The following is a 25,339-nucleotide window of genomic DNA, read 5'->3' on the forward strand; positions in this document are numbered from 1 at the left end:
GAGGGGAAGCTTGGAACTGTAGGAACGAAGTGATCGCCTTTGTCTCCGGATTTCATCCGTACTACGGTATGAATCAAGAAATCTGGTGACAACAGCGACCGAAAGTCCAAGCATTCCACGTAGTATATAGATGGGAAAAAGGGAGGTTGCAAGATATGAAAGCTTGGGCGAGAGGACTCGCGCTTCTGATCATCACCGCATTGACCACTACCGGCTGCGGTAAGAGCGGAAGCGAGAACGGCGGCACGAAGACGGTGCATATTTTTCAATTCAAGGTTGAGATCTCCGAGGCGATGAGCCGCCTGAAGGTGCAGTATGAGAAAGAGCATCCGGGTGTGAAGCTGGACATACAGACCGTAGGGGGAGGCAGTGATTATGGAGCCTCGCTTCGGGCCAAGTTCTCCTCGGGCAAGGAACCGGATATTTTCAATATCGGGGGTTACCGGGAGCTGGACATGTGGCAGGATTACCTGGAGGACCTGTCGGGTGAGCCCTGGGTGAAGGATGTCAAGCCGATTGCGAAGGAGCCGATGACCAAGAACGGGCATCTATACGGTCAGCCGATGAACCTAGAGGGCTACGGGTTTATCTATAACAAGGATCTGTTCAAGAAAGCGGGAATCGATCAAATTCCCGTGACACTGACAGAGCTTGAGGAGGCCGCGAAAAAGCTCAAGGCGGCGGGAATCATTCCTTTTGCCAATGGGTATCAGGAATCCTTCGTCCTCGGGAACCATAATATCAACCTGGCCTTTGCTTACCAGAAAGATCCGGGGGCCTTCATTCAGGGATTGAATAACGGCAGTCAGAAGTTCTCCGGCAATGAGGTGGTCAAGGAATGGTCGGACCTCTTCGATCTGACCCTGAAGTACGGCAACGATAATCCGTTAACGACGGATTATAATACGCAGGTGACTATGGTAGCGAGCGGCAAGGCTGCCATGATGCAGCAGGGGAACTGGACCCAGGGTCAAATTGACGGTATTAATCCGAAGCTGAATCTGGGGATCCTGCCTATGCCGATCAACAACGATCCGGGGAATGACAAGCTGTTCGTGGGGGTTCCGAATAACTGGGTAGTGAACAAGAACTCCCCGGTGAAGAAAGAAGCCAAGGAGTTCCTGAACTGGCTGGTTACCTCAGAGACAGGCAAGAGTTATATTACGAAGGAGTTCAAGTTCATCCCGGCGTTCGACAATATTAAAGGCCGGGAAGAGGACTTGGGGGCGCTGGGTATGGAGGTGCTGAAATATACGGATACAGGCAAGGCCTTGACCTGGAACTGGTTCCGCTTTCCTAACGGCATGTCTCCCGAGTTCGCCAGCAGTATGCAGGCCTATATTGGCGGCAAAATCAACAAGGATGAAATGTACGAACAGTTCCAGCGGAACTGGGACAATCTAAGTGCCCAGTAGACGCCAAGTTACCAAGAGAACTACTATAGTAAGCTTCAGTAAGGGTGCCTCCAAAGGTCTACGGGCCTTGGGGGACACCCTTTGTCTGCTGCCTTGTCACAAAATTTAACACGACTAACCCTATGGAATATGTTACTTTTTAACTATTTACATATAATATTGGTAGATTTATTGTAATAATAGGAAATAATTTACTTCATGGAAATTACATCTATTTTCATAAGGGAGGAGGAATAGAAAAGCTTAGTGGATAGGATCAGGTCTGACGTTGATGGAAGACTGCAGTACACCAAATTAAATTAGAGGAGTGGAGTTTTGTGAAAGCAATGAAGAAACTATTTGCTGGATTGATGATGTTTTCTCTGATTTTTGGTATAACGTTTACTGGATCGGCATTTGCGAGCGGGGATGAGGTCAAGCTGATCGACTCGGATGTCAGTGTTATATACAAACCTGGATATGTCGGCTTCAGCGGCGATGTTGAGGTTGCAAATCTGGGGCCTGTGAAGAACGTGACCGTACATTACACAACAAATAACACAACTTGGTATGATACGAGTGCGTCTTATGTAGGGCCGACGGATGCAAGCCACGAGAAATGGCATTTTGGGATTTTCACCAATGATTCTACTACGGCAGAACATGCCGAGCTGAAGAATCTGTCCTTCATCAAGTTCGCTATTAAATACGATGTGAACGGCCAAACCTATTGGGATAACAACGGGTCAGCGAATTATTACAATGAAGTAAATAATCAATATCCGCTTACCTCCATCATTCTGGGAACTCCTAATGTGCTTAACGCCAGCAGCTCTCTGAGCAATGGTACATTCAGCGGCAATATCTATGTGAAGAACCTGGATCCAACAAAAACAGTGAAAGTACGGTACACCACGGACAACTGGGCAACGAGTCATGAGGGCAACGCCACTTATTATGGCCGCTTGAATAATTTCAACACTGTTGAAGGCTGGAAGTACAGCTTCGACGTTCCGGGTGCAACCAATGTTAAATATGCGATTTCGTATACAGTAAACGGACAAACGTACTGGGATAATAACTACGGCCATAATTACGAAGTACAATAACTGAACGTGGCTGAGGGCCGATTAAGGCCCGGCAAAATAGACGCGAGCGCCTGACAGGGAAACCTGCGGCGCTCGCTTTGTTTTACATATGAATTATTGTAATCCCTGTCTTCGTGTACACGTGCCGAAAACAAGGCGATGTTCCTGCTTCAGATCATAACTGACGTTTTTCTAAAACAACAAAAGCCCTACCTCTCTCTTGTCCTTGCGGCTCCAATGACCGCGCCAGTGTGAATCAGAATACTCCAAAATTCTTACTCTTAGGGTTAGTTCAAATAGGAATTTCATACAGATGCTTAAGGAGAGTTATCATCTTTTGAGGAACTACATATATGAGGGTTTACAACCTAAATATTTATTATACAGCATATTCAATAAGAATACAACACCACTTATGAAATGAAAGCTTTTAGGTTAGAAATAGACTAGGGTGTTTATTAAATCATACGAGGTTTTTTGGCTTGTTCTCTAAATATGGAAGGGGAGTTCGAAATGGGTTTTGGTTCAGCAGAAGATGTATGGTATACCGTAGGTTTCTATGTGCTCCTGGCTGTCGGCATTATTGGTCTGGGCGGCTGGCTGATGTGGCTTAACAAGAAGGCTAAGAATAGCAAGAGATAGGCGACGGATCCACTCCATAGGGTACTGGACAAAAGAGAAACCCGCCAAAGGTTAAATGCCTTTGGCGGGTTTTTGCCGTCTAGGTGGATCGCGGAACGGAATGTTGATCCTCTATAAGGGGTCCTTCAGATCGGGCTCGCCGGGCTCCTTGCTCTTGCTGAGATCGGGTTCTCCCGGAATCAGTTCAGGCTCGGGAGCCGCAGGAGCAAAGGGAACCTCCTGGAAGCGGAACACATTCTTAATCCGTTCCCGCTCCGACTTGGGACCGAGGATATACAGCGTATCGCCTTCTTCGATCATCGTATCTCCAAGCGGGGTGACAATCTCCTCACCGCGTATAACGGCGGTCACCAGCACATCAGGGGGCAGCCCTAAGTTTCGGATTTCCTGGCCGATTACGACCATGCCTGCATGTACGTGCAGATGATTAATCTCGGACTTGGTCTTGCCTAGAGAGACAAGCTCAAGCAGCGAGTGGGACTGATTACCCGTAGCATCGACGAGACCGAGCTTAACCGCAAACGGATTAATGGTAGCTCCCTGAATCAGTGCTGAAGTCAGGATGACGAAGAAGACGACATTGAAGAACATCCTTCCGTCAGGCAGACCGTTAATGAGCGGATAGGTGGCAAGCACAATGGGAACGGCCCCTCTTAATCCGGCCCAGGAGAGCACGAGCTTCTCTTTGTAGCTGAACTTGGAGAACAGGGTACTGGCGAATACACCGATTGGACGGGCGACCAGCATTAATATAAGGGATAAGGCAAGACCCTGGAGCATGATTGCCGGCAGTTCACTGGGGAACACAAGCAGACCGAGCAGGGTGAACATCGTAATCTGCATGATCCAGCCAAAGCCCTTGTTAAAGTGGAGGATCGACTGCCGATGGGTGAGATCGGAGTTGCCGAGCATGAGAGCCATGACATACACAGCGAGCAGGCCGCTGCCATGAAGTGCCGAGGTTACACCATAAGTCAGCACGGCAAAAGCAATCGCGAGCACAGGGTACAGTCCGGATGAATCGAAGTTAATCCGGTTGATCACCTTCACGGCGATCCAACCGAGCAGAAGTCCCAAGCCGAGGCCCAGGCCCATTTCCAATGCAAAATTGAAGATTAATTTAACGATGCTGTGGTCGTCCGGGTGCTGAATCCAACCAATCAGAGTGACCGTCAGAAAGACCGCCATCGGATCATTGCTTCCGGATTCGGCCTCAAGCGTTGAGGTGAGACGTTCCTTGATATTCTTGCCGCCAAGTACCGAGAATACGGCAGCAGCATCGGTCGAGCCTACGATCGCACCGAACAAAAGACCGTCCACGAGGGGAACATCCAGAATCAGCATGGCGCTTACGCCGATGACAGCGGTTGTAAATAGAACACCTACAGTAGCGAGAGAGAGGGCGGCGGGTAGAATGGGTCTTATGGTGATGAACTTGGTCTGCATCCCTCCCTCGAACAGAATGACGATCAAGGCGAAGGTGCCGACGAGCTGGGTGATAAAGGCGTTATCGAAATAGAGAAAATTGCTAAGGATCATTCCGGCTGCGATGAAGAACACAAGCGCGGGCAGGCCGAAACGGGTTGAGAATTTAGTAGCTATAACACCAACTAACAAAAGGCTGGCCAGCAGAATGATAATCGAACTGGTTAAGGCTGTTAAGTCCATGGCCACCTCCGGAAATAGAAATATTTTTACCATAGTGTACTTCTTCTCCACTGAAATTATTAGACATAAATCGTATTTCTTGAAACAACCTGGGATACAGCAAGCTTAAGGTTCATAACCGGGCAGAAGGTAAATATGATGCGACCGCCGAATATTATGTAGGGTACTGTCAATTTATTGTCAGAATGTGCCGATAATGACTAGGTAGTCTTTTTTAGCAAAGGGAAGGGGCGACAGGCCTAGATGATTTACCGTACCTTTATTTCCCGGATTATGCTTAATTATCTCATTGGATCCATTACCGCCGTTGCCGGCGTAGGCGGTCTGATGATATTTACGACACTTGATATAACGAGCACGGAGTACCTGTGGCTTGTTTTTGTTCTGGCCATCTCCCTGATCTGCATGCTGGCCCTGGAATGGACGGTCTTCCGTATTCATATCAGGCCGATTAAGATGGCCTTTCACCAGGATATTTGCGATTATTCGCAGCTGCAAAAGATCTACATGCGTCTTCATCAGCTTCCTTCCTTGGCGGTAAAGAGGATACTTGGGCCGCATTTCTTCGGTCTGTCTATTCCTGCCGTTATCCTTACAGAGTGGCTGATTTATTCGGGAAGGCTGCATTTCCCGCCCGAATTCGTTATTCTGGCGATTCTGGGTGCGGTGCTCGTCGCTGCCATGCATGCGATGATTGAATTCTTCTTAACCTCCTACGCGATCCGGCCGGTGCTCGAAGAGGTTCAGCGTATGAGCAGCCGCAGATTCGGACTTGAACTGTCTCTGGGTGGTCAGGTTCTCATCTCCATTAAGCAGAAGTTCAGATGGGGTGCCTTCCTGATCGGGGCATTTCCGCTGCTCCTGTACGGACTTGCCGTACAGCTCCGAATTGGCAATCTTCAGGGCTCAGGTGAGGAATACTGGAAATGGGCCGGTTATATTCTGATCGTGGCACTGGGGTTCGCCTTCTTCGGAGCCTGGCTGCTGACAAGGGATGTGGAAATTCCGATCCAGCATCTGTATGAACGTATGGCCGAAGTGAAAGAGGGCAACCTGAATGTTCAGGCTAACGATATGTTCTCGGATGAATTCTCCAAGCTGGTATCCGGATTTAATCACATGCTCAGCGGGATTAAAGTGCAGTCGAATCTTAATAATCAGCTGATTGAGAGTTACTTTGCCACCCTGGCAGCGGCACTGGATGCGCGTGATCCTTATACGGCTGGACATTCGCTGCGCGTGGCGGATTACGCAGTCCAGATTGGACTGCTTGCAGGCCTCTCAGCCGAGAAGGTGGATGCGCTCCGCAAATCCGCCCTGCTGCACGACATCGGTAAGATCGGAACAAGGGACTCGGTTCTCCTTAAGGATGGCCGTCTTACCGATGAGGAATTTGAGCAGATCAAGCAGCATCCGGTTATGGGGGAGAGCATTCTGCGGCAGATTGAACCTGCAGATGCGATGGCCCCTTTTCTCCCCGGGGTCAGGTCCCATCATGAACGGTTTGACGGGAAAGGTTATCCCGATCAGCTAAAGGGAGAAGAGATCCCGCTGTTCGGGCGCATAATTGCTGTTGCGGATGCCTTTGATGCCATGACTTCCAACCGGCCATATCGGAAGGGCCTGGATGCAGACCGGGCGATACAGATCCTTGAAGAAGGCAGGGGAACCCAGTGGGACCCCTATTATGCCGGACTGTTCGTAGAAGACTATCGAAAGCGCAAGAATAGAGATGAACATGCAGGTTAATACATTAGAAGACTCTCCGGTGGAATTGGAGAGTCTTCTTTTTTGTACTGCCTAATGGAGCGGAACCAGGCATAGCTGACGGGGGGATTCAGGCACAGGGCAAAGGGGTAATATATGAAAGAACATCCTTCATCGTCACTTCGTGAACTACATCAATTATAGATTTCAAGGAGCTGATAATCATGGATAATAACGTATTTAAAGGGAAATGGAACCAGATTAAAGGTGAAGCCAAAGTACAGTGGGGCAAACTGACGGACGACGATCTTGATGTTATCGGCGGCGAGAAGGACAAGCTTGTCGGTAAGCTTCAGGAGCGCTACGGCCATACGAAGGATGACGCGGAGCGCGAATACAACGAGTGGGCTCGCAGCCGTCAATAACATAATCCGGGAATAGATGGATATTAGACATAAAGACGCAGACCTTTCCTAGGTCTGCGTCTTTATTTGCTGCTGCCAAGCTATCCCTATATTCTGCTTCATGCTATGATAAGAAAGATGGAATATTTCCGAAATAGTTCATAATATCAACGGTTCTAACAACAGGAGTGAGCGAATGGGCTTTAGGGACATGTTCCTGATGAATTTGGGAATGTTGATCAGTGTGGCTTACCTGGCCAATGTACTGCATAAGTATCTGTTCAATTTTACTTCGGGTAAGGTAAGGTATGTCGGTTCCGTCGTATTGATGATTATTGCCGGCTGGATCTGTATGAAGTTCGGATTTCGGCTTAGGGATAATGTGATCTTTGATTTGAGATTTGTACCTTTGCTCATCTCGGCATTCGTCTATTCACAGCCGCTGACCATTCTGATTATCGGGGTAGGAATCGGGCTGGCAAGGCTTACCTTCGGGATTAACGAAGCGGCCATGGCAGGTCTGTTCAATCTTACGATCCTCGGCATCCTGTGTGCAGGGCTAAATATATGGCTGAGGCGAAGCCAGCTCCGCCTACTGGTGAGAGCATGCATCATGATCCTGATTGTAAATATCTTTAACACGCTTGATGTCAGCATCCTCGGCGTTATTCCTTTCGACCAGTACATGCTGGAGATCGCACCTATTGTCTTCCCATTAGGAATTGTCTTAAGTGCAGTATTCGCTTTGATCCTGCGAGACTTTCAACTGGAGAAGAAATTGAATATGGAACTGAAATACACGAATGAGCTGCTCAAGAACCAGGCTGAGGAGCTTCAGAAGACCAGAATCAAGCTGGAGGAGCGGGCCCACCAACTGACGCTCGCCTCCCAATATAAGACTGAATTTCTGGCTAATATGTCTCACGAGCTGCGTACTCCGCTTAACAGCATCTTGAATTTGGCCCAGATGATCGAGGAATCCGGCCCTAAGAGTGCGGATGATGATAACCCGGTATACGGGTCGATTATTCATAAATCCGGCCAGGATCTGCTCCAGCTGATTAACGATATCCTGGATCTGTCGAAGGTGGAAGCCGGCCATCTGGAAATTTCCCAGGAAGAGATTAGTCTCAGGGAGCTTGCGGAAGTTACCGATATGCAGTTCAGGCATCTGGCAGAACGCAATGGACTTGAATTCGAAGTAAGGCAGGATGAAGGATTGCCGGATACGATGGTGTCAGATTCTCTGCGGTTACAGCAGGTGCTACGCAATCTGCTGGCGAACGCCTTCAAGTTCACCGAGAAGGGCAAGGTCAAGCTGGAGATTCGCCGGGAGAAGCCGGAGGACCTTATTCCGGGAGAATGGATTGTATTTGCCGTGACGGATACCGGAATCGGCATTGCAGAAGACAAGCATAGCGTAATCTTTGAGGCATTCCAGCAATCGGATAGTTCGATCAGCCGTACCTACGGAGGAACAGGACTCGGACTATCCATCAGCCGGGATCTTGCCGGACTGCTTGGAGGCTTCATACGTCTGCAGAGCAAGAAGGGACTGGGAAGCACATTCTTATTCTTCGTCCCTCTAAATAACCATATAGAAAAGGAAGGGATTTCACAGTGAACAAAAATGCTATCTCAACTACAGAGGCGCCCGGCGCTATTGGACCTTATTCGCAGGGCGTGGAAATTGGCGACCTGATCTACACGTCAGGGCAGCTTGGACTCGATCCGGCAACCGGAGAGCTTGCTGAAGGGGTCGAGAAGCAGACGGTACAGTCGCTTCGGAATGTTCAGGCTATTCTCGAAAAAGCGGGAAGCGGCATGGATAAGGTAATCAAGACCACGGTATTTCTGAAGGACCTCGGGGATTTCGCCAAGGTGAACGAAATCTACAGCACCTTCTTCGTAGAGCCATATCCAGCCCGCAGTGCGGTTGAGGTGGCTAGGCTGCCGAAGGATGGACTGGTTGAAATTGAAGTTATTGCCCTCAAGAAATCCTAATGATGGGACCTGCGAAATAGATGCAAGCAGAAAGAGACAGCTCCAGTTGAAGAGCTGTCTCTTTCTGCTTGATATCCCCTTATCTTAGTCCCGTTCACGTGTTCGAATGATCAGCAGCCAGATTGCATATACAAAGAGGATAAGAGCCAGCAGGCCTGCTACGAGGTATACATTACGTGTATCTTGCTGCTTGAGCGCGATGGCGATATAGGCCCAGACGAACACCAGCGGAAGTACACCGTCACGCGCCGGATAACTGATAAGCACCGCTAGAATAGCACCGATGGCCAGCATGATGATGGCCCGCCCTGGACTGGAGAGTCCGAATCCATCCCACTCATTCTTGGAGAAGACCACGGCCACATTGACAAGGGTAGCCACCAGGATCCAGCCGAGATACACGCTGAACGGCAGACGGACGAACCAGGTTTCGCCAAGTGTGGGGAAGGTCACGGCGCGGGTTCTGCGATAGATCACAAGTAAGCTGAATAATAGTGCGAACATAGCTATTAGAGAAAGCTCTATGTATAAATACTGCCACAAGATAATCCAGCTCATATTGAAGATACAAGAAAGTACGAACCAGATCCCGATGGCTTGTACCGAATCCCGGCCTTCATGGGACCGGTTCGCCTGGTAGATCACAAAGCCTGCCAATAGCAGGTAGATGACGGACCAGATGGAGAAGGCATATCCTGCAGGAGTGATCGGAGTAGGGTACATATCCGAAATTTCGCCTGTAGATCTCCCGCCAAGCGGCAGAACAACCGCAAGGGTATTGATGATGATTACGCCAATATAAAACACGATATTCCACCATTTATAGGGATTTCGAGTATACATGCAGACCCTCCAGTTCATTGTTTATTATAATGAATATACCCACAAGCTGGATATTACAAGCGTTCCGGCAGATAGACCGGATTGCTCTTGTCCTCTCCTCAGATTCATATGCGGGGTCTGTGGATTCAAGGACTAATTTGAAACATTTTAGGCGGAAAAGGCAAGGACCGTTTTTAAAACTACGGTTTTTCGTATAATATGTTAGTAATGTATGTGTATCGGCTATGCAATCGTGAATAGACAGGAGAAAGCAATGAATCAACATCTGTATGGAATTTGGCTCGGAGACGTATTCTTCTGCTTCTCGGGAGAAGCATCAGAATCGAAGGTCGATGCCTGGACCGCCTCACTGAGAAGGCTTGAACTTGCTTACGGGGCCCGTCCCTTTCAGCAGGCGGCACTGCGGCTGGCTGAGCTGCGCTGGACGGCTCCGGCTCTTCGCGGAGTGCCCCGCCGCGCTGAACGGAAGGGACTGCTGGGCAGAACCCTTGAAGGGCTGGCTCTTGCCACGGAGGAAGCCTGGGCCATGCTGCTCAATTATGAGGAGTCCGAGCTGACGGCAAAAGGAATTATGCCTGGGGCGGAGATGAACTATTGGAGCGGCGCGGCCAAATTCGCGCTGGAGCTCATGCTCCGCGGCGCAATTGCACCTTCCGCCCGTCCGGCTGCAGTGCCGGGCGCCCGCAGACGGAGCGGCCAGCTGGCGCTCAGGGCGGTATGGGGACCTCGTCTGGATGATGTCAACGACGAGGCAAGATTCCGCCAGCTTGCCAGCAGCATGCCGCCTATCGGTCTTGCGCCTGTTCAGCTTACAGCCGTAGATGATGAGCCCTCCGTAGAAGCTCGTCAGCTTGGTGTGCTGCATTCTTTTCTAACGGCATTCATTGATCATGAAGTGCGCAAGACCACCAAGGAGCTTGGTAAGGAGCTTAACTCTGTAAAAGGCAGATACCGCAGAGGCGTGTCGCCGCTCATGGAATTATGGTGGGAAGGACTCCTCAGTGGAGACAGACCCCTTGATATCCAAGGCACGGCGGCAGAAATAGAGGAGCTGACGGAGGAGATCTCCGTGCTTGGCGGAGAGCTGCCGAGTGCATCCTCAGAGGATGAACCGGCTACTGGTGCCGGATTCCGTCTCTGCTTAAGGCTGGAGCCGCCGGATGAAGCAGGGACCGCTGAGCCTTCAGCCCGCACGTGGGGGCTGTCGATCTGGGCGGAGGTGCCCGAGGATGCTTCGCTCCTGCTTCCGGCTGCCTTGATCTGGAACCAGCCGAACCAGGAAATGCTCATCCGCGGACGGAAGTACAGCGGTGTCCAGGAGAACCTGCTGCTGCGCCTGGCCAAGGCGGCGGAGGTATCACCGGAAGTGGCGGCTGCCATGCAGGCACCCCGGCCGGAATTCGCCAAGCTGAGTCCTGAGGAAGTCTATTCGTTCCTCAGCAAATCGGTACCCGTTCTGCGCAGGCATGGAGTCACCGTGCAGATGCCGGTGCGCTGGACCAAAGAGGGCAAGCGGCGGGCAGGCGTTCGCATCAAGACTTCAAGCTGGGACCCGGCCCAAGCAGGCAAAGGCGAGAAGCCTAAGCTTGGGGTGGAACAGGTCGTTCATTTCGAGATGGAGGCTGTGCTCAGCGGCCAGAAGCTTACCCAGGCGGAGCTTGCAGAGCTTGCTTCGGCCCGGGCACCGCTGGTGCTTTTCCGCGGCGAATGGATTGAGATTGATGTGAAGGAGATCCGGCAGGTCCTTCGCTATATGAAGAAGCACGAACAGGGCAGTATGACCTTTAAGGAGCTCATGCACCTGACGAATGACACTCTGGACGAGGGGCGCTATGAGGGCCTTTATGTCGAGGGAGTGGAGACCACCGGCCTGATCGCCGCGCTCATGGAGGGGGGAATCCTTCAAAGCCTCAGACCTCTTCCGGTTCCGGTATCTCTACAGGGGACCCTCCGGCCGTATCAGGAGCGGGGATATCAGTGGCTCTCTACGATGAAGTCGCTGGGATTCGGGGCGCTTCTGGCCGATGATATGGGTCTTGGCAAGACCGTTCAGGTGATAACCACGCTCCTAAGCGATTCTGCAGAAGGAACCAGACTGATTGTCTGCCCGACTTCGCTTCTCGGGAACTGGCAGAAGGAGCTAAGCCGCTTCGCTCCGGAGCTCCGGCTGTATATCCATCATGGAACGAACCGGCTGCATGGAGAGCCTTTCATGAAGGCCTGCCGGGAGCATGATATTGTTCTTACGACCTATCATCTGGCTGGGCGGGATGCCAAAGAGCTGAAAGAAGCCCAGTGGGAGTCCATTATTCTGGATGAGGCTCAATATATCAAGAACTACAGCACCAAGCAGGCTCAAAGTGTCATGAAGCTGAGTGCCCCGCATCGTATTGCCATGACGGGCACACCGGTAGAGAACCGGCTTAGTGAGCTGTGGTCGATCTTCCAATTCTTGAATCCCGGGTATCTTGGCACGTATGCTTCCTTTCGCAAGCAGTATACGGGAGGCGGTGAAGAGCAGGCGGTAGAGCTGCTTCGTCTGCGCAAGCTTGTAGCTCCATTTCTGCTGCGCCGCTTGAAAAGTGATCCGGATATCCGCAAGGACCTGCCGGAGAAAATCGAGATTAAATCCTACTGCTCCCTGACGGTAGAGCAGGCTAGGCTGTACCGGGTGGTCACCGATGATCTGATGTCCCGGATTGAGGAGAGCACCGGTATTGCACGCAAGGGACTCGTGCTCTCCTCCCTAACCCGGCTCAAGCAGATCTGCGATCATCCATCGCTGTTCGATCCGTCCAGGCGGGAAGGGGCGAACGGACGGTCAGGCAAGACGGAACGCCTCTTGGAGCTGCTTGATATGATTCGGGAGAACGGCGAGGCCGCCCTGATCTTCACCCAATATGTACAGATGGGTGAGCTGCTTGTGAAGCAGCTGGCTGACCATTATGACACCGCGCCTTTCTTCCTTCACGGCGGCATAGCGAAGAATGACCGTGACCGGATGGTGAATCTCTTCCAGGAGGGCAAAGGCCCCTCCATCTTCATCCTGTCTCTTAAGGCAGGGGGTGTGGGGCTTAATCTGACCCGCGCCAACCACGTTATTCATTTCGACCGCTGGTGGAACCCGGCGGTGGAGAATCAGGCCACCGACCGAGTATTCCGGATTGGCCAGGAGAAGAATGTGGAGGTTCACAAATTGATCTGCCAAGGTACACTGGAAGAGCGGATAGATGAACTGATCGAACGGAAGAAGTCCCTGTCCGAGCAGGTGGTAGGCTCCGGCGAGCAGTGGCTGACCGAGATGTCAAGCGAAGAGCTGCAAAGCCTGATTACCCTGCAAGCGGGCGATTGGAGCTAGGTTATGAGTTAGACAGCCCGCGCTGCATGCAAGCTTTGTCAGGAAGCGGGATGTGGATATGTTCTTCTGTACGGTTGTGGGTTCGAATACAGTGTGGAGTCCTATGACGAAGATGACAGGTGAACGTGTGAGAGTGCAAGTTCGTTAGAGCTTAGCTGATCGGGATATATTAGTTCGGAATTGTGATCGAATTGCAATCCAGAAGGAGGGGTTAAGGTGAAGAAGACGACTCAGCCGCAGGGCCGGGTGACGGCTGCCGAAGGCGAGCTTCAGGTGGAGCTGAATGTGAACGAGGTTCGCCCTGAAGCGGATGCAGCGGATGGGAAAAGCGTGAGCTCCGTCTGCACCGTAACGTTCCCTCTTGCTTCGCCAGACGCCGGGCTGCTGGCCCGGCTTGTGAACCATCTCGGCTCGCACCCCCTGGAGCTCGCCGAGCTGCTCCAGGGCGGGCAGCCCGCTGGCGCAGCGGCGCTGCTGCCGGCGGAGCCGCCATGGGCGCAGGCGCCCGGCGCTCAGGGCGCCTGCAGCAGCTGCGGCACAGCCGGCTGCGCGCATGCCGCCGCGGCCGCAGAGCTGGCCGCGGCGCAGTGGGCAGCATCGCCGCCGCTGCGCTGGGCGGCGCTGGGCCTTACGCCGCAGCGCCTGCAGGGCGCCGTCTTCGCGGCCTGGGCCGCGGATGCCCCTGCGGGCGCATCCGAGCTGCCGGCCGCGGCTGACCGCCGGGGCGAAGCGGGCAGCCGCGCGGAGCGCCAAGGCCCGGCCCTGGCCGAATGGCTGGCAGAGGCGGCGGAACAGGACCGGCTGCATGTGCCCGGTCCGCAGTTCCATGACGTCAAGATAGACTTGACGTCCGGGGAAGAGCAGCCGGGGCCAGCTGCAGATATGCAGGCCTGGGCCGAGCTGCTGCCCGGGATTCCCGGTGCAGCAGCCGGGGTAAGACGAATCGAGGCCCGGCTGATGGAGCGGACCCGGGAACAGGGGAGAAGACTGGCCGCCATGCGGCAGTCCCCTTCATCTTAGAGACGGACGGCTTGTTCGCTTGAATAACAATAGGGCTGGCTTTGCGAGAATTCTCGCAAGGCCAGCCCTTGTTTTTTGAGTATCCAGTTTTTATTTATTAGTCGGTGAACCCTCGCCATAACCCTTGTGATCATAATCCGAATTCTCGAGCTTGCCGAGTACCCCCAGGCTTTCAATAGCCAGCCTTGTCTTCTCATCGCCGATCTGATGCAGGTACGCATAGACTTCCATAAGTTTGTCATTGTAATGATCGGTAGCCTCGTCCTTGTCAGCCGATTTATACGGTACAGGTGCCCGCTTCAGGGTGTATTCATCCTCTTTGGAGAGATCGTCCAGCTTATCCCGGAGCAGCCCGAGCTCTTCATCGTCCAGGTAGACTTCATATTCTGTCGATTCATTCTGTACATCTTGAATGAGATGATGTGTGACCGAAACGTAATAACGCGTTTTCGCATTATTCATCATGAGTTCACTCCCGGTTTTTTTATACTTTAATACACGGGGTTACGCCGGATGAATCAGAGCATTTTCCCAGAAAGGTTGAAATCTGGTATGATATATGGGATGAATGATATACGGCATGAACAAGCCTGGTTTGCTCAGGTCAATTATTCATAGGATGAAATATTAGGAATTTGACATGGATATCGGTTTCAATTCATAGTGAAGTGTATAAGACAATTAAGAAGCCAGAGTGCCGCCTTTCAATTCAGGGAAGGTTTTAGGGGAAATGGGAGGAGAACGTTTATGGATTTCTTGCAGCGAATCAAAAAAGGTGCAGGCAAGGCGACTGAGCGTGCGCAAAATGCGGTTGAAATCAGCAAGCTAAATAACCAAATTTCAAATATTGAACGTGAGATGGGGATTTACTTCCAGCGTATGGGGCAGGTCTTCTATGAAGGCTACCGCGATTCGGATATGTCCAAGGCGGAGAAGGAAATGATGGATCTGGCCAAAACCTGTGATCTTCTGCACGAAGAGAAGGATGAAGTCAGATTGAAAATCGCTTCTTTGCGCAATGAAAGATTGTGTGCGTGCGGTAAGGTCGTTCCGGAAGAAGCGATCTTCTGTCCTTATTGCGGACGGAAGCTGGAGCGTTATGACGGAGCAGCGCCGGTAAGGAAAGCTCCAGAAGACGAGCCTGAGGCGGAAGTCCGGGAAGAAGCAGCCCCTACATACCAGGAGAAGAAATCCATTGATTTGGATCCGATTATTCTGGAACCAGAATATGTATCGCAGCGTGAACGGCTGAGCCCGGAAGAGGAAGAACGCCGCCTGCGTGAGCTGGAGCGGGAACGGGAGCGGCAGCTCGAACTCGACCGTCGTATCCGCACATGGAAAGAGAACGTGCTGAGCCCTGACCAAGAGCGGGAACAGGAGAAGCCGGCACATTCGGATTATCCCGCGGAAGACAAAGAGTACGCGGATGCTCCGCTTGAGACGACGAACTGCCAGATCTGCGCAGCCCCGATTGCCAAGGGGAGCAAGTGGTGCCCAAGCTGCGGATCGGAACAGATTTAAGCTCTTGGCATTTTGGTAGTTTGGCAGTGAAATAACGCACATCGCATTAATTTAATCTGTATTAGGGTAGACTTCTAGAAACGACCAAGGAGTGTTGAAGATGGAGTGTATCGTGCATTTTGATGTGGTTCATCCGGATCAAGTCAAGGAGCTGCGGGGATTGATTATGCTGGATGCGGGCAAAGCCCCCACGGAGGCTGATTTTCTCAGCATGTTCAAGGATATGGGATATGAACTGAGACTGTCGGACAAGGAGAAGCTGGTATTTACTCCGCTGAATGCGAACGCAGACTATAAGGAGATTCGTATTCGCAATCTGGATACGGGGCAAGACTCGTATGTGGAGGACCGCAACTTGAAGTCGGTGATCTCCAATCTGCTTCCTCCACAGTCCAAGCCGCTTTAGGTAGCAATTAGAATAGGACTGCTCTGATAAAAGAAGGCCAACCGAAATAGGTTGGCCTTTTGTTACGCCTGCCCCGCTCCCTCAGCCTCCAGCACCGAGGTGCAGTGAGCGCACCGCGTCGCTTTGGCGGGAATATCGGACATGCAGTATGGGCATTCCTTGGTAGTCTTCTCGGGCTCCGGCTTCTTCTCTTCCGCACGGCGAACGAAGTTAATGCCTTTAATTAACATGAAGATACATAAAGATACAATAATGAAATCAATCAGCGTATTGATGAACTGGCCGTAGGCGATAACGGATTTGCTATGTTCTGTAACCTGCGCAAGTGGAGGCCAAGGGGATCCTACATCGTCCAGCGGAAAATAAAGATCCTTAAAATTCACATTGCCCAGAATCTTGCCGATCGGAGGCATGATGATATCATTGACCAGTGAAGTGACGATCTTCCCGAAAGCCGCCCCCACAATCACCCCGACTGCCAGATCAATCACATTTCCTTTTACCGCGAATTCCTTGAATTCTTTTATAAAACCCATTCTCATACCTCTCTCTTCCCTAAGTTAAAGTCCATGCTGTTAATTGTACATGAATGCTCGTATTGGGCAATAGTGTCTTTAACAGTAAAATTTTAGGATGCACATGATGAGAAAGTTGTCGTAATTTGCAAAAAAATCAAAAACTCCACGAAATTCCTCTTTATTTCTGGGCTTTCTTTAAGTTATACTTCTAACATTGAATGAAACCTATTTTTTATATTTTCATTTCTTTTTCATTGGGAAATGATTCATATCTTCTCGTATATGTGCAGGAATGGGCCTGCACGTTTCTACCAGATCACCGGAAATGATCGGACTACGAGTACAGGCGGATCGTAATTCATTCTGTGCATGAGTGAATAACGTTCGCCGATTCTTAGCCCATTCTCCGTTACCGGAGGGTGGGCTTATTCATTGTTCAGGAACAAGGCGGTCTGCTGTTCAGAAATTTGAGGGGGAAGAAGAAGTGAAGCTGCTAAGAGATAAGGTTATGGAAGAAGGGATCGTGCTGAGCGATCAGGTGCTGAAGGTGGATTCCTTTCTGAATCATCAGATGGATCCGGTACTCATGAAGGAAGTGGGGCGGGAATTCACCCGGCGCTTCGCCAGTGAGCAGATTACCAAAGTGCTGACGATTGAGTCTTCGGGCATCGCTCCGGCCATTATGACTGCACTCGAACTGAATGTGCCGATGATTTTTGCGCGTAAGCATAAGTCGTTAACCCTCCGGGATAACATCCTGGTCGAGAAGGTCTACTCCTTCACGAAGAAGGAGACGAATGAGATCACGGTATCGAAGAAGTTCCTGTGTCCCGAGGACCGGGTGTTGATTATTGACGATTTCCTGGCTAACGGGGAGGCTGCCTTCGGACTGGCCCGTATTGTGGAGCAGATCGGCGCGAAGGTAGCGGGTATCGGTATTGTGATCGAGAAGGCGTTCCAGCCGGGAGGCAGACTGCTGCAGGAGGCCGGTTACCAGGTGGAATCCTTGGTACGCGTGGCCTCACTGGAGAACGGAACAGTCACTTTTGCAGAAGAAGTTATTTCATAATTAGGAGGCCCATTCATCATGGCAAGAGAACGAATTTTTCAGAACAACAGACATCCCCTGCAGACCTTCTCACTCGGGATTCAACATGTACTGGCTATGTACGCCGGTGCGGTCATCGTACCCCTGATTGTGGGCGGTGCTCTGGGCTTGTCTCAAGAGCAGTTGACCTACCTAATCGCTATCGATCTGCTGGCTTGCGGAGTGGCATCCCTGCTCCAGGTATGGGGGAACAAATATTTCGGGATTGGACTCCCGGTTATGCTTGGATGTGCCTTTCAGTCGATCTCGCCGATGATCGCCATTGGAACCGAGAAGGGAATGGGCGTATCCGCCATATATGGCGCAATTCTCGCCTCCGGGTTGTTCGTGTTCCTGTTCGCAGGAGTATTCAGCAAGCTGATTCGCTTCTTCCCGCCGGTAGTTACGGGTTCGGTCGTTACCATTATTGGTGTGACCCTGATACCTACGGCACTCGGTGATCTTGGTGGCGGGAATCCCGGCAAGAATCCCGAATTCGGCAGTCCGCTGAATTTGGCGCTGGGCTTTGGTGTCCTCCTGCTGGTGATTCTGCTGAATCGTTTTGCAAAAGGATTTGTGCGTTCGATCTCCGTCCTGTTAGGCCTCATCTTTGGAACCGTGGCCGCGGCCCTTGTCGGTAAGGTGGATTTCACTCCTGTGCTTAAAGCAAGCTGGTTCCACGCGGTTCAGCCACTTTATTTCGGTGTACCGACCTTTCACGTATCTGCAATTCTGACGATGATTCTGGTTGCGATTGTCAGCGTGGCCGAATCCACAGGGGTGTTCCTGGCACTTGGCAAGATCGTCGGCAAAGAAGTAACCTCGAAAGACCTGGCCAAGGGCTACCGGGCCGAGGGACTCGCTATTATGCTGGGAGGGCTCTTCAATTCCTTCCCTTACACCACCTATTCGCAAAACGTCGGACTTGTCCAAATGAGCCGCGTGAAGACCCGCGATGTCATTGTTGTAGCTGGCAGTCTGCTTGTTCTGATTGGCTTCGTACCGAAGATCGCGGCACTGACTCAGATCATTCCAACGTCCGTACTTGGCGGAGCGATGGTATCCCTGTTCGGCCTGGTTCTCTCCTCAGGCATTCGGATGCTCGGAGACCAGGTGAACCTGAACCGGTATGAGAATCTGTTGATTATTGCCTGCTCGGTTGGAATGGGTCTTGGAGTAACTACGGTGCCAACCCTGTTCGATCAGCTTCCAAGCTGGCTGCGTATTCTTGTAGATAACGGCATCGTAGCGGGCAGTGTGACCGCCATTGTGATGAATCTGTTATTTAACGGGCTTCGGGGGGCTGCCGAAGCATCGTCCGCAAGTTCCTCAGGCGCAGCATCAGACGCTGCCAATGAAGAATCCTCTGTTGCCTAAATTTAATATTCACATTATAAGCCGCAAGATCCTGGTCTGGGATCTTGCGGCTTTTTTAGCTGTGTGACATGAGGGAGGGCGTGGCCCTTTTCCTGGAGACCCGTTTATTCGCCAAGACTACAAGTCCTATTCTGACATACTTATGAATTATTACTGAATTGAGGTGAATAGAGATGGTTCAGTCCAGGGTGAAGACATACAAATACCGCATAGGCAAGAACAACTTTATTGTAATTAAGATATATCAATCCACCCATGCCAAAGCTCTAAGCGGTAATGTGCTCGCGAGTAATGCAGTAAATGTGAAGATATTTGAGAGACCAGGACGAAGATAATGTGGCCGCTGGGGCTAAAGGGAGGTGATGATGTTGTCCAGAGTGAAAAGAAGCCGCTTCAAGAACAAGAAGATATCCGTAAATGTCCGCCAGTCCTCATCCGCCAGAACAGGACAAGGGGGCAATCCGATTGCCATTAATGCCTCTGATGTGGGTGTCGTTAGGACAGAGGTTCGGGAAAATAATTAATAAAGAGCCGCAGTATCCCGGATGGGATACTACGGCTCCAACTATAGACGCCGCATCTGATGCTCCGCAATATCGCCGATGTAAGGTACTTTATAGAATTTCCCCTGCAGGGCCGCCAGCATGAGCAGGAGCCAGAAGACCAGGCCGGTCAGATGGAGCAGCATAGCGAATAGCATCCCGATCAGCGGGATAAAGCCAGCCACCATGTGACCTGCGATCAATAGGCCGAATAGAATTATAGATTGTAGTGCGTGGAACATTACATATTGGCTGCGCTTCTCCAGGGCAAGCATAACCGCACCCCCGGCAAAAGGGACGAGATAACAGAGAAAGCCCGCCAGATTCTCGGGCAGACCTGTGGATGATCTAAAGGGCGACACGGGATCACCTTCTACACATGCAGGATGAAGGACGGCCCTTCGGCCACTTGTCCTTCTCTCTACATTCTATGCCTGGTCTGCCATCGCAGAACCGTTTCCTTCATCTAGGCTTAGACGGCTCCAACCGGAGTGAGCTCTGCACCAGCTGCTGCAGGACTCTCTTCCGCAGAGAACCACTGCTCCAGAATATCATTTACAATGACCTCAGCGGAGTTGGGCCTCCGCAGCAGATCGATCCGCTCCTGCCTATCTGTGAGAATATCTTCAGCTGCGAACAGCTCCTTCACCTGGTGAACCAGTTCGGAAGGCGTGTAAGCAACGGAAGCGATACCCTTACTCTCCAGATAGAGCGCGTTATTAAGCTCCTGCCCAGGCACCGGCCGGTACAGGAACATCGGCAGGCGGCTCGCCAGCGATTCGGATAGGGTAATACCTCCCGGTTTGGTAATGATGCAGTCACAGGTCTGCATGAGCCTTGCAACCTCATTCACGAAGCCAAACACCTGAAAGTTCGGTCTATCCCCGTACTGTTCCTGGAGGATGCGCTGCAGCTCTGTATTTTTGCCGCAGGCGGCAATAATCTGGAACTCCTCACTGTCAACAAGGGGCTGAATCATATCCCGAATCCCCTGCATGACACCATATGCACCGGCCATAAGCAGAATGGTCTTCTTCCGGGAATCCAGCTTGCTGGTAAATTGGGGATCAGGTTCATGGGTCCGCTCAAAATCCGGCTTGATGGGGATACCGGAGGCCAGAACACGATGCTCCGGGATCCCGCGGCTGACGGCCTCATCCCTTAAATCTTCCGTTGCCACATAGTAGCGGTCTACCTCCGGGTGAATCCAGCGCCCATGGAGGTCGAAGTCAGTCACGATATTAACAAGCGGAAGAGAAAGACCCGTCTTCTTCATCAGCTTGGGCATCACCATCTGGGGAAAGGTATGAATAATAAGATCCGGTTCATGATCGTTGATCATCTGCTCAAGCTTGCGCATCCCGAATGAGTGCAGAATATTGGAGAAGGGCGTATCCGGCTGCATATCCTTGGTGATGTTGTATACCCAGCCATAGACGGCGGGAAGGGTCCTGAAGCTTTGCATATATACGAATTTGGTAAGCCCGTTAATGACAGGATGTGCCATGGCCATAAGATCGAGAAGCATCACATTATGAATACCCTTTTGATGAAAAGAAGCTTCAATTGCCTTGGAGGCCTGATAATGACCGTCCCCGTAGCTTGCGTAGAGCACCATAATTTTCGGTGATTTAGAATTCATAAAGTTCAATTCCTCCTCCTGACATCTAGGGCTTGAATGTACGATTCTTAGGTTCGTAATGCGGGAATGATATAGTTCCTCAGCAGCTGCCGGGGGTTTCTCCAGCGGCTCACCGTGCTGTCGGCCGTAAATACCACGGCGGCATCCAGGGAGGGAATCAGGATGATCTGCTGGCCTCCATGACCATGGGCATATGTAAAATCAGTTCCGTCTTCAGTTCCATTCCACCACTGGCATCCATAGCGCCCATATCCGAAATAAGGCTCGGACTGCGGGGCGAACGACTGTTTCAACCATGCTTCGGATACGATCCGCTCTCCTTCCCAAAGGCCGCCACTTAGGCACATCTGACCGAATTTGGCCATGTCTCTAGAGGTAAGCGAAAGTCCTATATGGCCCATAGTATGTCCTTCCGCGCTTGCTGACCATCCGGCGTGATGAATGCCGAGGGGCCCGAATAAGTGGGTCTGCGCATAGCCGAAAGCACTGGTTCCCGTCATCTCTGTCAATAGAACCGAGAGCAAATGGGAATCGGTGCTTCTGTATTGAAACAGACCCTGCTTCTCCTCCTGGACGGGAAGCCGCAGGATGAATTTCGCTAAGCTTCGGCTTTTGTGGAACCGGTGTATGAACCTCTCCCCAAGCTTGGAACCGGTCTCCCAGTAGAGTCCCGAAGTCATGGTCAAGAGATGTCTCAGCGTTATTGTACTCCATAGCGGGTCAGGCCGGTGAGGGGCATATTTACTGACTTGCTCCCATACCGAACTATCGAGCCCCAGCATCTCGCCCCGCTCCATGGCAATCCCGATAAGTACAGACATAAAGCTTTTGGTTGCAGATCTAAGATCGTGAAGTGAAGCCATATGATAGCCATTATAATATTTCTCATAAATCAGCTTGCCGTGCCTGACGACGAGGAAGCTGTGCATCCGCGGATATTTGCGCAGAATGGCTTGATCCGCCGCATCCAGTAATGCGGGATCCGTATCCAGATCGCCTGGCATTGCAGACGGGAAGGATGGAATTGAGACAGCGGATGAGACAAGAATAGGTGTGAGCGGGTTCATAGTGATCCGTGTCCTCCTGCTGAATTTTTGGACGCTACTCTTATTTTAACCACTAGCTTGCCCGATAAATAAACTATATGCAAATTATTTACCTTATTGCCGGGCAAAAAATGTGCGAAATGAAGAAAGCTGAAACCCTTTGGTGAATATGATACAATGGAAAAGGATAGGAGGTCGTTCCATAAACCGGATTCAGACTAGAGAGACCGGTCTGTGCGACAAGAGACTTATCAGGCTTGTTTCAGTAAGACTCAAGAAGGGTATTTAAAATGTCAGATGCCTGCCGGAAGGCAGAGTAATGTTCCTGGACCGCTGCTAAGCTTGGTTATTTTTTTTCGCGAAAGCTTGCCGGGTGGCTGTGAGGACATGTTGGTCCCACTCAAACTCCATAGCGGTATACAACCACCATATGATAGTACTTGCAGATCTTTTCGGCATTCTCAAAATCGGAGCATTAACTACACGCGTTCTGGGAGGGAATTACTATGGCAACGAAAGGTCATAATGAAGTCAAAGAAAGTCTGCGGGAGATGACACGGATTTTCAGGCCAAAGGACCCCAAGAAATTTGTCAAGGAGTATGTCCGTAAATACCGCATCATGGGTGGCTATGAAGAAGAACTTACACATCTGGTTGAGCACGAAATGGGCAAATTGGACTCCTCTGTATCCTGATCGTCTAGAACAACGAAGTAATAACGCAACACTACCATATAGACTTACACCAAACCGCCTACGAACAGGCGGTTTTTTTTCTTATCCTGCATACATATATTAAATCACTCTGTACGGAGTGGACTTAACGAGCAGGAGGCGGGGACGCGCTTTGAAACCAAGTATAAAGTCAAAGGAAGAAATCAAGCGGATGCGCGAAGCGGGACGTATTCTTGCCGCATGTCACCGGGAGATCGGAAAGCTGCTTGCCCCGGGAATCTCTACGCTTGAAATTGATGCTTTTGTGGAGAGCTTCCTAATCAAGCACAAGGCTACGCCCGAGCAGAAGGGTTATCGGGGCTTCCCGTATGCCACGTGCGCTTCCGTTAACGATGTGGTATGCCATGGGTTCCCGGATTCCCGGCCGCTGCAGGCGGGTGATCTGGTAACCATAGATATCGTAGTGAACAAGGATGGCTGGCTGGCGGACTCAGGCTGGTCCTATGCAGTTGGAGAAGCCGGTCCTGCCGGCAGGTATTTGCTTGATCAGGCCCATGCGGCGCTTTATGCCGGGATTAAGGAGGCTGTTCAAGGCCGCAGAACGGGAGATATCGGTCATGCGGTGCAGCTAGCGGTGCAGAATGCCGGTCTCGGCATAGTCACTCCGCTGGTCGGCCACGGCATCGGAAGGAAGCTTCACGAGCCGCCGGATGTACCGAATACGGGCAATCCCCGCACGGGCACTCTGCTGCGGCCCGGAATGGTGATAACGATTGAGCCGGTAGTCACGATCGGCGAGACCGGGGCGGTATTCTGGGAAGAGGATGGCTGGACCATAAGGACAGCGGACGGCTCCCTGGGTGCGCAATTTGAGCATACGGTGGCGATCACGGAAGAGGGCCCGTATATATTGACCGACTGAGAAAAGAGAGGAGACTCTCTTTTTTTGTCTTTCATTTTCGTGAAAATGGGAGGAAAGTTAAGAAAAATGTCATATTTTGAAGCTAGCATTTAGAGCTCGGAAATAGCTTGTCAAGAGTACCTGCGGAGTGAGGCAAGGCGAAAAGTAAATGGCTGAAATCGCTTGCAAACCCAGTATTGACGCGACTTTTCGGAATTTTGAACAATTTGTGAACTACCCTTGAATCATTGACAAAATTGTGTACTAATCATATATTTAATTAGTGATTGTTCGAATTGACAGGATAGCAGTTTCCGTGATAGAGCAAGTCGATTGTTTCCTGATTATGGGGAAGGTTACTTGTCACTACGAGCGGAAGACAAACGTTAAAAGTGGGGTAGATCAATGATGAAACGGTGGCAGGCTGTGAAACGGCTCCTTCCTTTATTTGCGGGGCTGGTGCTGTTATTGTCCGCTTGCGGTCGCGAGGATTTGTCTGCATTAAGACCTCAGGGACCTGTAGCGCAAGGACAATTTGATTTAATGAAGCTTTCCATTGCAATTATGATTGTCGTTCTGCTCATTGTGTTCGGTATTGCGGCCTATGTTTGGTTGCGTTTTCGCCGTAGACCGGAACAGACAGACATTCCTGAACAAGTGGAAGGTAACTTCAAGCTTGAAGTGCTCTGGACGGTAATTCCTCTGGTATTGGTACTTATTCTGGGGGTTGCAACGGTTCAAAAGGTATTTTCTTATGGTGAGAATTACTGGAATGACAAGGACGCGGTGAAGGTGAAAGTTACTTCGCACCAGTTCTGGTGGGAATTCAACTACCCTGATTATGGGGTGACTACAGCTCAAGAGCTGGTTATTCCGACAGGCAAGAAAATTGCATTCCAATTGAAGACAGCAGATGTGCTTCACTCGTTCTGGGTTCCTTCACTTGCAGGGAAGACGGATACCAACCCTGAAGGCGCGATCAATAACGCCTGGTTCACTGCAGATAAAGAAGGCGTTTACTTGGGTAAATGTGCTGAGCTATGCGGTCAATCCCATGCTCTTATGGAATTCAAGGTCAAGGCGGTTAGTCAGGCTTCGTTCGACAGCTGGGTGAAGGATATCAAAGCACCTGTGGCCATGCCTGAAGACAAGGCAACCGCAGAAGTCTTCAAGAATCAGTGTCTGACCTGCCATGCGATCGGCAGCGAGGGCGGTCCGTCCGCGCCGAACCTGACAGGAATCGGTGGACGTGAGTCAGTAGCCAGCATTCTTATTAACGGCAAGGACGGTACAACGAAAGAAAATATCAAGACTTGGCTTGAAGATCCTCAAGCGGTGAAACCGGGCAACAAAATGCCGAATCCGAAGAAGGATCTGAAGCTGACGGATGAACAAATTGACGCAATTGCCGATTACCTGGCAAATTCAAAATTAAAGACCCAATGATTCACCGCACGGCGCAACTTGGATAGGAATTTTTAAAGGGGGTACAAACCT

At 51.0% G+C, this 25,339-nt stretch carries 25 protein-coding genes and 1 riboswitch; of the genes, 18 read left to right on the plus strand and 7 right to left on the minus strand.

Annotated elements, in window-relative coordinates; genetic code table 11:
* Window positions 1-155 precede the first annotated feature (155 nt).
* From ACEN86_RS02785 to ACEN86_RS02795, 3 genes are all read left to right on the plus strand, one after another.
* Window positions 156-1,415 (plus strand): ABC transporter substrate-binding protein, encoded by a 1,260-nt coding sequence (locus tag ACEN86_RS02785; protein WP_495632854.1) that lies wholly within the window; start codon window positions 156-158, stop codon window positions 1,413-1,415.
* A 326-nt stretch (window positions 1,416-1,741) separates the two neighbouring features.
* On the plus strand, window positions 1,742-2,503 hold the full coding sequence (locus tag ACEN86_RS02790) for a hypothetical protein (protein WP_495632855.1): 762 nt from the start codon (window positions 1,742-1,744) through the stop codon (window positions 2,501-2,503).
* 492 nt (window positions 2,504-2,995) lie between these two features.
* Complete coding sequence (locus ACEN86_RS02795; protein ID WP_281278473.1) at window positions 2,996-3,124, plus strand: hypothetical protein; 129 nt, start codon at window positions 2,996-2,998, stop codon at window positions 3,122-3,124.
* 111 nt (window positions 3,125-3,235) lie between these two features.
* Here the strand turns inward: ACEN86_RS02795 and ACEN86_RS02800 are convergent, their stop codons facing one another.
* A complete protein-coding gene (locus ACEN86_RS02800) occupies window positions 3,236-4,792 on the minus strand; it encodes a potassium/proton antiporter (RefSeq protein WP_495632856.1) in 1,557 nt (518 codons plus the stop codon).
* A 243-nt stretch (window positions 4,793-5,035) separates the two neighbouring features.
* On the opposite strand from ACEN86_RS02800, the gene ACEN86_RS02805 reads away from it, so the two are divergent.
* The 4 genes from ACEN86_RS02805 to ACEN86_RS02820 all read left to right on the plus strand — a co-directional run bounded on the left by ACEN86_RS02805 (window position 5,036) and on the right by ACEN86_RS02820 (window position 8,907).
* Window positions 5,036-6,541, plus strand: a complete 1,506-nt coding sequence (locus ACEN86_RS02805) for an HD-GYP domain-containing protein (RefSeq protein WP_495632857.1) — start codon at window positions 5,036-5,038, stop codon at window positions 6,539-6,541.
* Window positions 6,542-6,723: 182 nt separating this feature from the next.
* A complete protein-coding gene (locus ACEN86_RS02810) occupies window positions 6,724-6,924 on the plus strand; it encodes a CsbD family protein (protein WP_495632858.1) in 201 nt (66 codons plus the stop codon).
* Window positions 6,925-7,099: 175 nt separating this feature from the next.
* Window positions 7,100-8,527, plus strand: coding sequence for an ATP-binding protein (locus ACEN86_RS02815; protein ID WP_495632859.1), 1,428 nt, complete (start codon window positions 7,100-7,102; stop codon window positions 8,525-8,527).
* Window positions 8,524-8,907 carry a RidA family protein gene (locus tag ACEN86_RS02820; protein WP_495632860.1) on the plus strand — a complete coding sequence of 128 codons (384 nt, stop codon included), beginning with the start codon at window positions 8,524-8,526 and terminating at the stop codon, window positions 8,905-8,907. The genes ACEN86_RS02815 and ACEN86_RS02820 overlap by 4 nt, the downstream gene beginning before the upstream one ends.
* Before the next feature lie 84 nt (window positions 8,908-8,991).
* On the opposite strand, the gene ACEN86_RS02825 is transcribed toward ACEN86_RS02820, so the two are convergent.
* The gene (locus ACEN86_RS02825) at window positions 8,992-9,750 is read right to left on the minus strand and encodes a TspO-related membrane protein (protein WP_495632861.1); all 759 of its coding nucleotides are present in this window, start codon (window positions 9,748-9,750) and stop codon (window positions 8,992-8,994) included.
* Window positions 9,751-10,003: 253 nt separating this feature from the next.
* On the opposite strand from ACEN86_RS02825, the gene ACEN86_RS02830 reads away from it, so the two are divergent.
* Window positions 10,004-13,108 carry a DEAD/DEAH box helicase gene (locus ACEN86_RS02830; RefSeq protein ID WP_495632862.1) on the plus strand — a complete coding sequence of 1,035 codons (3,105 nt, stop codon included), beginning with the start codon at window positions 10,004-10,006 and terminating at the stop codon, window positions 13,106-13,108.
* A 216-nt stretch (window positions 13,109-13,324) separates the two neighbouring features.
* Window positions 13,325-14,128, plus strand: a complete 804-nt coding sequence (locus ACEN86_RS02835; protein ID WP_495632863.1) for a hypothetical protein — start codon at window positions 13,325-13,327, stop codon at window positions 14,126-14,128.
* Between the two features lie 90 nt (window positions 14,129-14,218).
* Here the strand turns inward: ACEN86_RS02835 and ACEN86_RS02840 are convergent, their stop codons facing one another.
* Window positions 14,219-14,593 carry a hypothetical protein gene (locus ACEN86_RS02840; protein ID WP_495632864.1) on the minus strand — a complete coding sequence of 125 codons (375 nt, stop codon included), beginning with the start codon at window positions 14,591-14,593 and terminating at the stop codon, window positions 14,219-14,221.
* A gap of 282 nt (window positions 14,594-14,875) precedes the next feature.
* Between ACEN86_RS02840 and ACEN86_RS02845 the strand changes: the two genes are divergently transcribed.
* Both ACEN86_RS02845 and ACEN86_RS02850 read left to right on the plus strand, forming a co-directional pair.
* Window positions 14,876-15,649 (plus strand): zinc-ribbon domain-containing protein, encoded by a 774-nt coding sequence (locus ACEN86_RS02845; protein WP_495632865.1) that lies wholly within the window; start codon window positions 14,876-14,878, stop codon window positions 15,647-15,649.
* A 100-nt stretch (window positions 15,650-15,749) separates the two neighbouring features.
* Window positions 15,750-16,055 (plus strand): hypothetical protein, encoded by a 306-nt coding sequence (locus tag ACEN86_RS02850; protein WP_495632866.1) that lies wholly within the window; start codon window positions 15,750-15,752, stop codon window positions 16,053-16,055.
* A gap of 62 nt (window positions 16,056-16,117) precedes the next feature.
* Here ACEN86_RS02850 and mscL read toward each other — a convergent pair whose 3' ends face one another.
* A complete protein-coding gene (gene mscL, locus ACEN86_RS02855; RefSeq protein ID WP_495632867.1) occupies window positions 16,118-16,591 on the minus strand; it encodes a large-conductance mechanosensitive channel protein MscL in 474 nt (157 codons plus the stop codon).
* A gap of 238 nt (window positions 16,592-16,829) precedes the next feature.
* Window positions 16,830-16,930: riboswitch (purine riboswitch) on the plus strand.
* 127 nt (window positions 16,931-17,057) lie between these two features.
* Here mscL and ACEN86_RS02860 point away from each other — a divergent pair.
* From ACEN86_RS02860 to ACEN86_RS02875, 4 genes are all read left to right on the plus strand, one after another.
* Entirely contained in the window at window positions 17,058-17,642 is a 585-nt protein-coding gene (locus ACEN86_RS02860; RefSeq protein ID WP_495632868.1) for a xanthine phosphoribosyltransferase, read from the plus strand.
* Between the two features lie 18 nt (window positions 17,643-17,660).
* Entirely contained in the window at window positions 17,661-19,037 is a 1,377-nt protein-coding gene (locus ACEN86_RS02865; protein ID WP_495632869.1) for a nucleobase:cation symporter-2 family protein, read from the plus strand.
* 173 nt (window positions 19,038-19,210) lie between these two features.
* Window positions 19,211-19,372, plus strand: a complete 162-nt coding sequence (locus ACEN86_RS02870) for a hypothetical protein (protein ID WP_495632870.1) — start codon at window positions 19,211-19,213, stop codon at window positions 19,370-19,372.
* A gap of 27 nt (window positions 19,373-19,399) precedes the next feature.
* On the plus strand, window positions 19,400-19,561 hold the full coding sequence (locus ACEN86_RS02875; protein ID WP_495634368.1) for a hypothetical protein: 162 nt from the start codon (window positions 19,400-19,402) through the stop codon (window positions 19,559-19,561).
* 41 nt (window positions 19,562-19,602) lie between these two features.
* Here ACEN86_RS02875 and ACEN86_RS02880 read toward each other — a convergent pair whose 3' ends face one another.
* The 3 genes from ACEN86_RS02880 to ACEN86_RS02890 all read right to left on the minus strand — a co-directional run bounded on the left by ACEN86_RS02880 (window position 19,603) and on the right by ACEN86_RS02890 (window position 22,288).
* Window positions 19,603-19,941 (minus strand): DUF4870 domain-containing protein, encoded by a 339-nt coding sequence (locus ACEN86_RS02880; protein ID WP_495632871.1) that lies wholly within the window; start codon window positions 19,939-19,941, stop codon window positions 19,603-19,605.
* 110 nt (window positions 19,942-20,051) lie between these two features.
* The gene (locus ACEN86_RS02885) at window positions 20,052-21,221 is read right to left on the minus strand and encodes an MGDG synthase family glycosyltransferase (protein WP_495632872.1); all 1,170 of its coding nucleotides are present in this window, start codon (window positions 21,219-21,221) and stop codon (window positions 20,052-20,054) included.
* A gap of 47 nt (window positions 21,222-21,268) precedes the next feature.
* Complete coding sequence (locus ACEN86_RS02890) at window positions 21,269-22,288, minus strand: serine hydrolase domain-containing protein (RefSeq protein ID WP_495632873.1); 1,020 nt, start codon at window positions 22,286-22,288, stop codon at window positions 21,269-21,271.
* Window positions 22,289-22,773: 485 nt separating this feature from the next.
* Between ACEN86_RS02890 and ACEN86_RS02895 the strand changes: the two genes are divergently transcribed.
* The 3 genes from ACEN86_RS02895 (at window position 22,774) to coxB (ending at window position 25,288) form a co-directional block, all read left to right on the plus strand.
* Window positions 22,774-22,962, plus strand: coding sequence for a hypothetical protein (locus ACEN86_RS02895; protein ID WP_127199002.1), 189 nt, complete (start codon window positions 22,774-22,776; stop codon window positions 22,960-22,962).
* A gap of 151 nt (window positions 22,963-23,113) precedes the next feature.
* On the plus strand, window positions 23,114-23,863 hold the full coding sequence (gene map, locus ACEN86_RS02900; RefSeq protein ID WP_495632874.1) for a type I methionyl aminopeptidase: 750 nt from the start codon (window positions 23,114-23,116) through the stop codon (window positions 23,861-23,863).
* Window positions 23,864-24,247: 384 nt separating this feature from the next.
* Entirely contained in the window at window positions 24,248-25,288 is a 1,041-nt protein-coding gene (gene coxB, locus ACEN86_RS02905) for a cytochrome c oxidase subunit II (protein ID WP_495632875.1), read from the plus strand.
* Window positions 25,289-25,339: the final 51 nt, after the last annotated feature.

Source organism: Paenibacillus sp. Paensp111 (assembly GCF_059492195.1).

Coding starts and splice junctions, on each gene's coding strand:
- ACEN86_RS02785 (WP_495632854.1), top strand. CDS start 156: ATGAAAGCTTGGGCGAGAGGACTCGCGCTTCTGATCATCACCGCATTG.
- ACEN86_RS02790 (WP_495632855.1), top strand. CDS start 1,742: ATGAAGAAACTATTTGCTGGATTGATGATGTTTTCTCTGATTTTTGGT.
- ACEN86_RS02795 (WP_281278473.1), top strand. CDS start 2,996: ATGGGTTTTGGTTCAGCAGAAGATGTATGGTATACCGTAGGTTTCTAT.
- ACEN86_RS02800 (WP_495632856.1), bottom strand. CDS start 4,792: ATGGACTTAACAGCCTTAACCAGTTCGATTATCATTCTGCTGGCCAGC.
- ACEN86_RS02805 (WP_495632857.1), top strand. CDS start 5,036: ATGATTTACCGTACCTTTATTTCCCGGATTATGCTTAATTATCTCATT.
- ACEN86_RS02810 (WP_495632858.1), top strand. CDS start 6,724: ATGGATAATAACGTATTTAAAGGGAAATGGAACCAGATTAAAGGTGAA.
- ACEN86_RS02815 (WP_495632859.1), top strand. CDS start 7,100: ATGGGCTTTAGGGACATGTTCCTGATGAATTTGGGAATGTTGATCAGT.
- ACEN86_RS02825 (WP_495632861.1), bottom strand. CDS start 9,750: ATGTATACTCGAAATCCCTATAAATGGTGGAATATCGTGTTTTATATT.
- ACEN86_RS02830 (WP_495632862.1), top strand. CDS start 10,004: ATGAATCAACATCTGTATGGAATTTGGCTCGGAGACGTATTCTTCTGC.
- ACEN86_RS02840 (WP_495632864.1), bottom strand. CDS start 14,593: ATGATGAATAATGCGAAAACGCGTTATTACGTTTCGGTCACACATCAT.
- ACEN86_RS02845 (WP_495632865.1), top strand. CDS start 14,876: ATGGATTTCTTGCAGCGAATCAAAAAAGGTGCAGGCAAGGCGACTGAG.
- ACEN86_RS02850 (WP_495632866.1), top strand. CDS start 15,750: ATGGAGTGTATCGTGCATTTTGATGTGGTTCATCCGGATCAAGTCAAG.
- mscL (WP_495632867.1), bottom strand. CDS start 16,591: ATGGGTTTTATAAAAGAATTCAAGGAATTCGCGGTAAAAGGAAATGTG.
- ACEN86_RS02865 (WP_495632869.1), top strand. CDS start 17,661: ATGGCAAGAGAACGAATTTTTCAGAACAACAGACATCCCCTGCAGACC.
- ACEN86_RS02870 (WP_495632870.1), top strand. CDS start 19,211: ATGGTTCAGTCCAGGGTGAAGACATACAAATACCGCATAGGCAAGAAC.
- ACEN86_RS02875 (WP_495634368.1), top strand. CDS start 19,400: ATGATGTTGTCCAGAGTGAAAAGAAGCCGCTTCAAGAACAAGAAGATA.
- ACEN86_RS02885 (WP_495632872.1), bottom strand. CDS start 21,221: ATGAATTCTAAATCACCGAAAATTATGGTGCTCTACGCAAGCTACGGG.
- ACEN86_RS02890 (WP_495632873.1), bottom strand. CDS start 22,288: ATGAACCCGCTCACACCTATTCTTGTCTCATCCGCTGTCTCAATTCCA.
- ACEN86_RS02895 (WP_127199002.1), top strand. CDS start 22,774: ATGGCAACGAAAGGTCATAATGAAGTCAAAGAAAGTCTGCGGGAGATG.
- coxB (WP_495632875.1), top strand. CDS start 24,248: ATGATGAAACGGTGGCAGGCTGTGAAACGGCTCCTTCCTTTATTTGCG.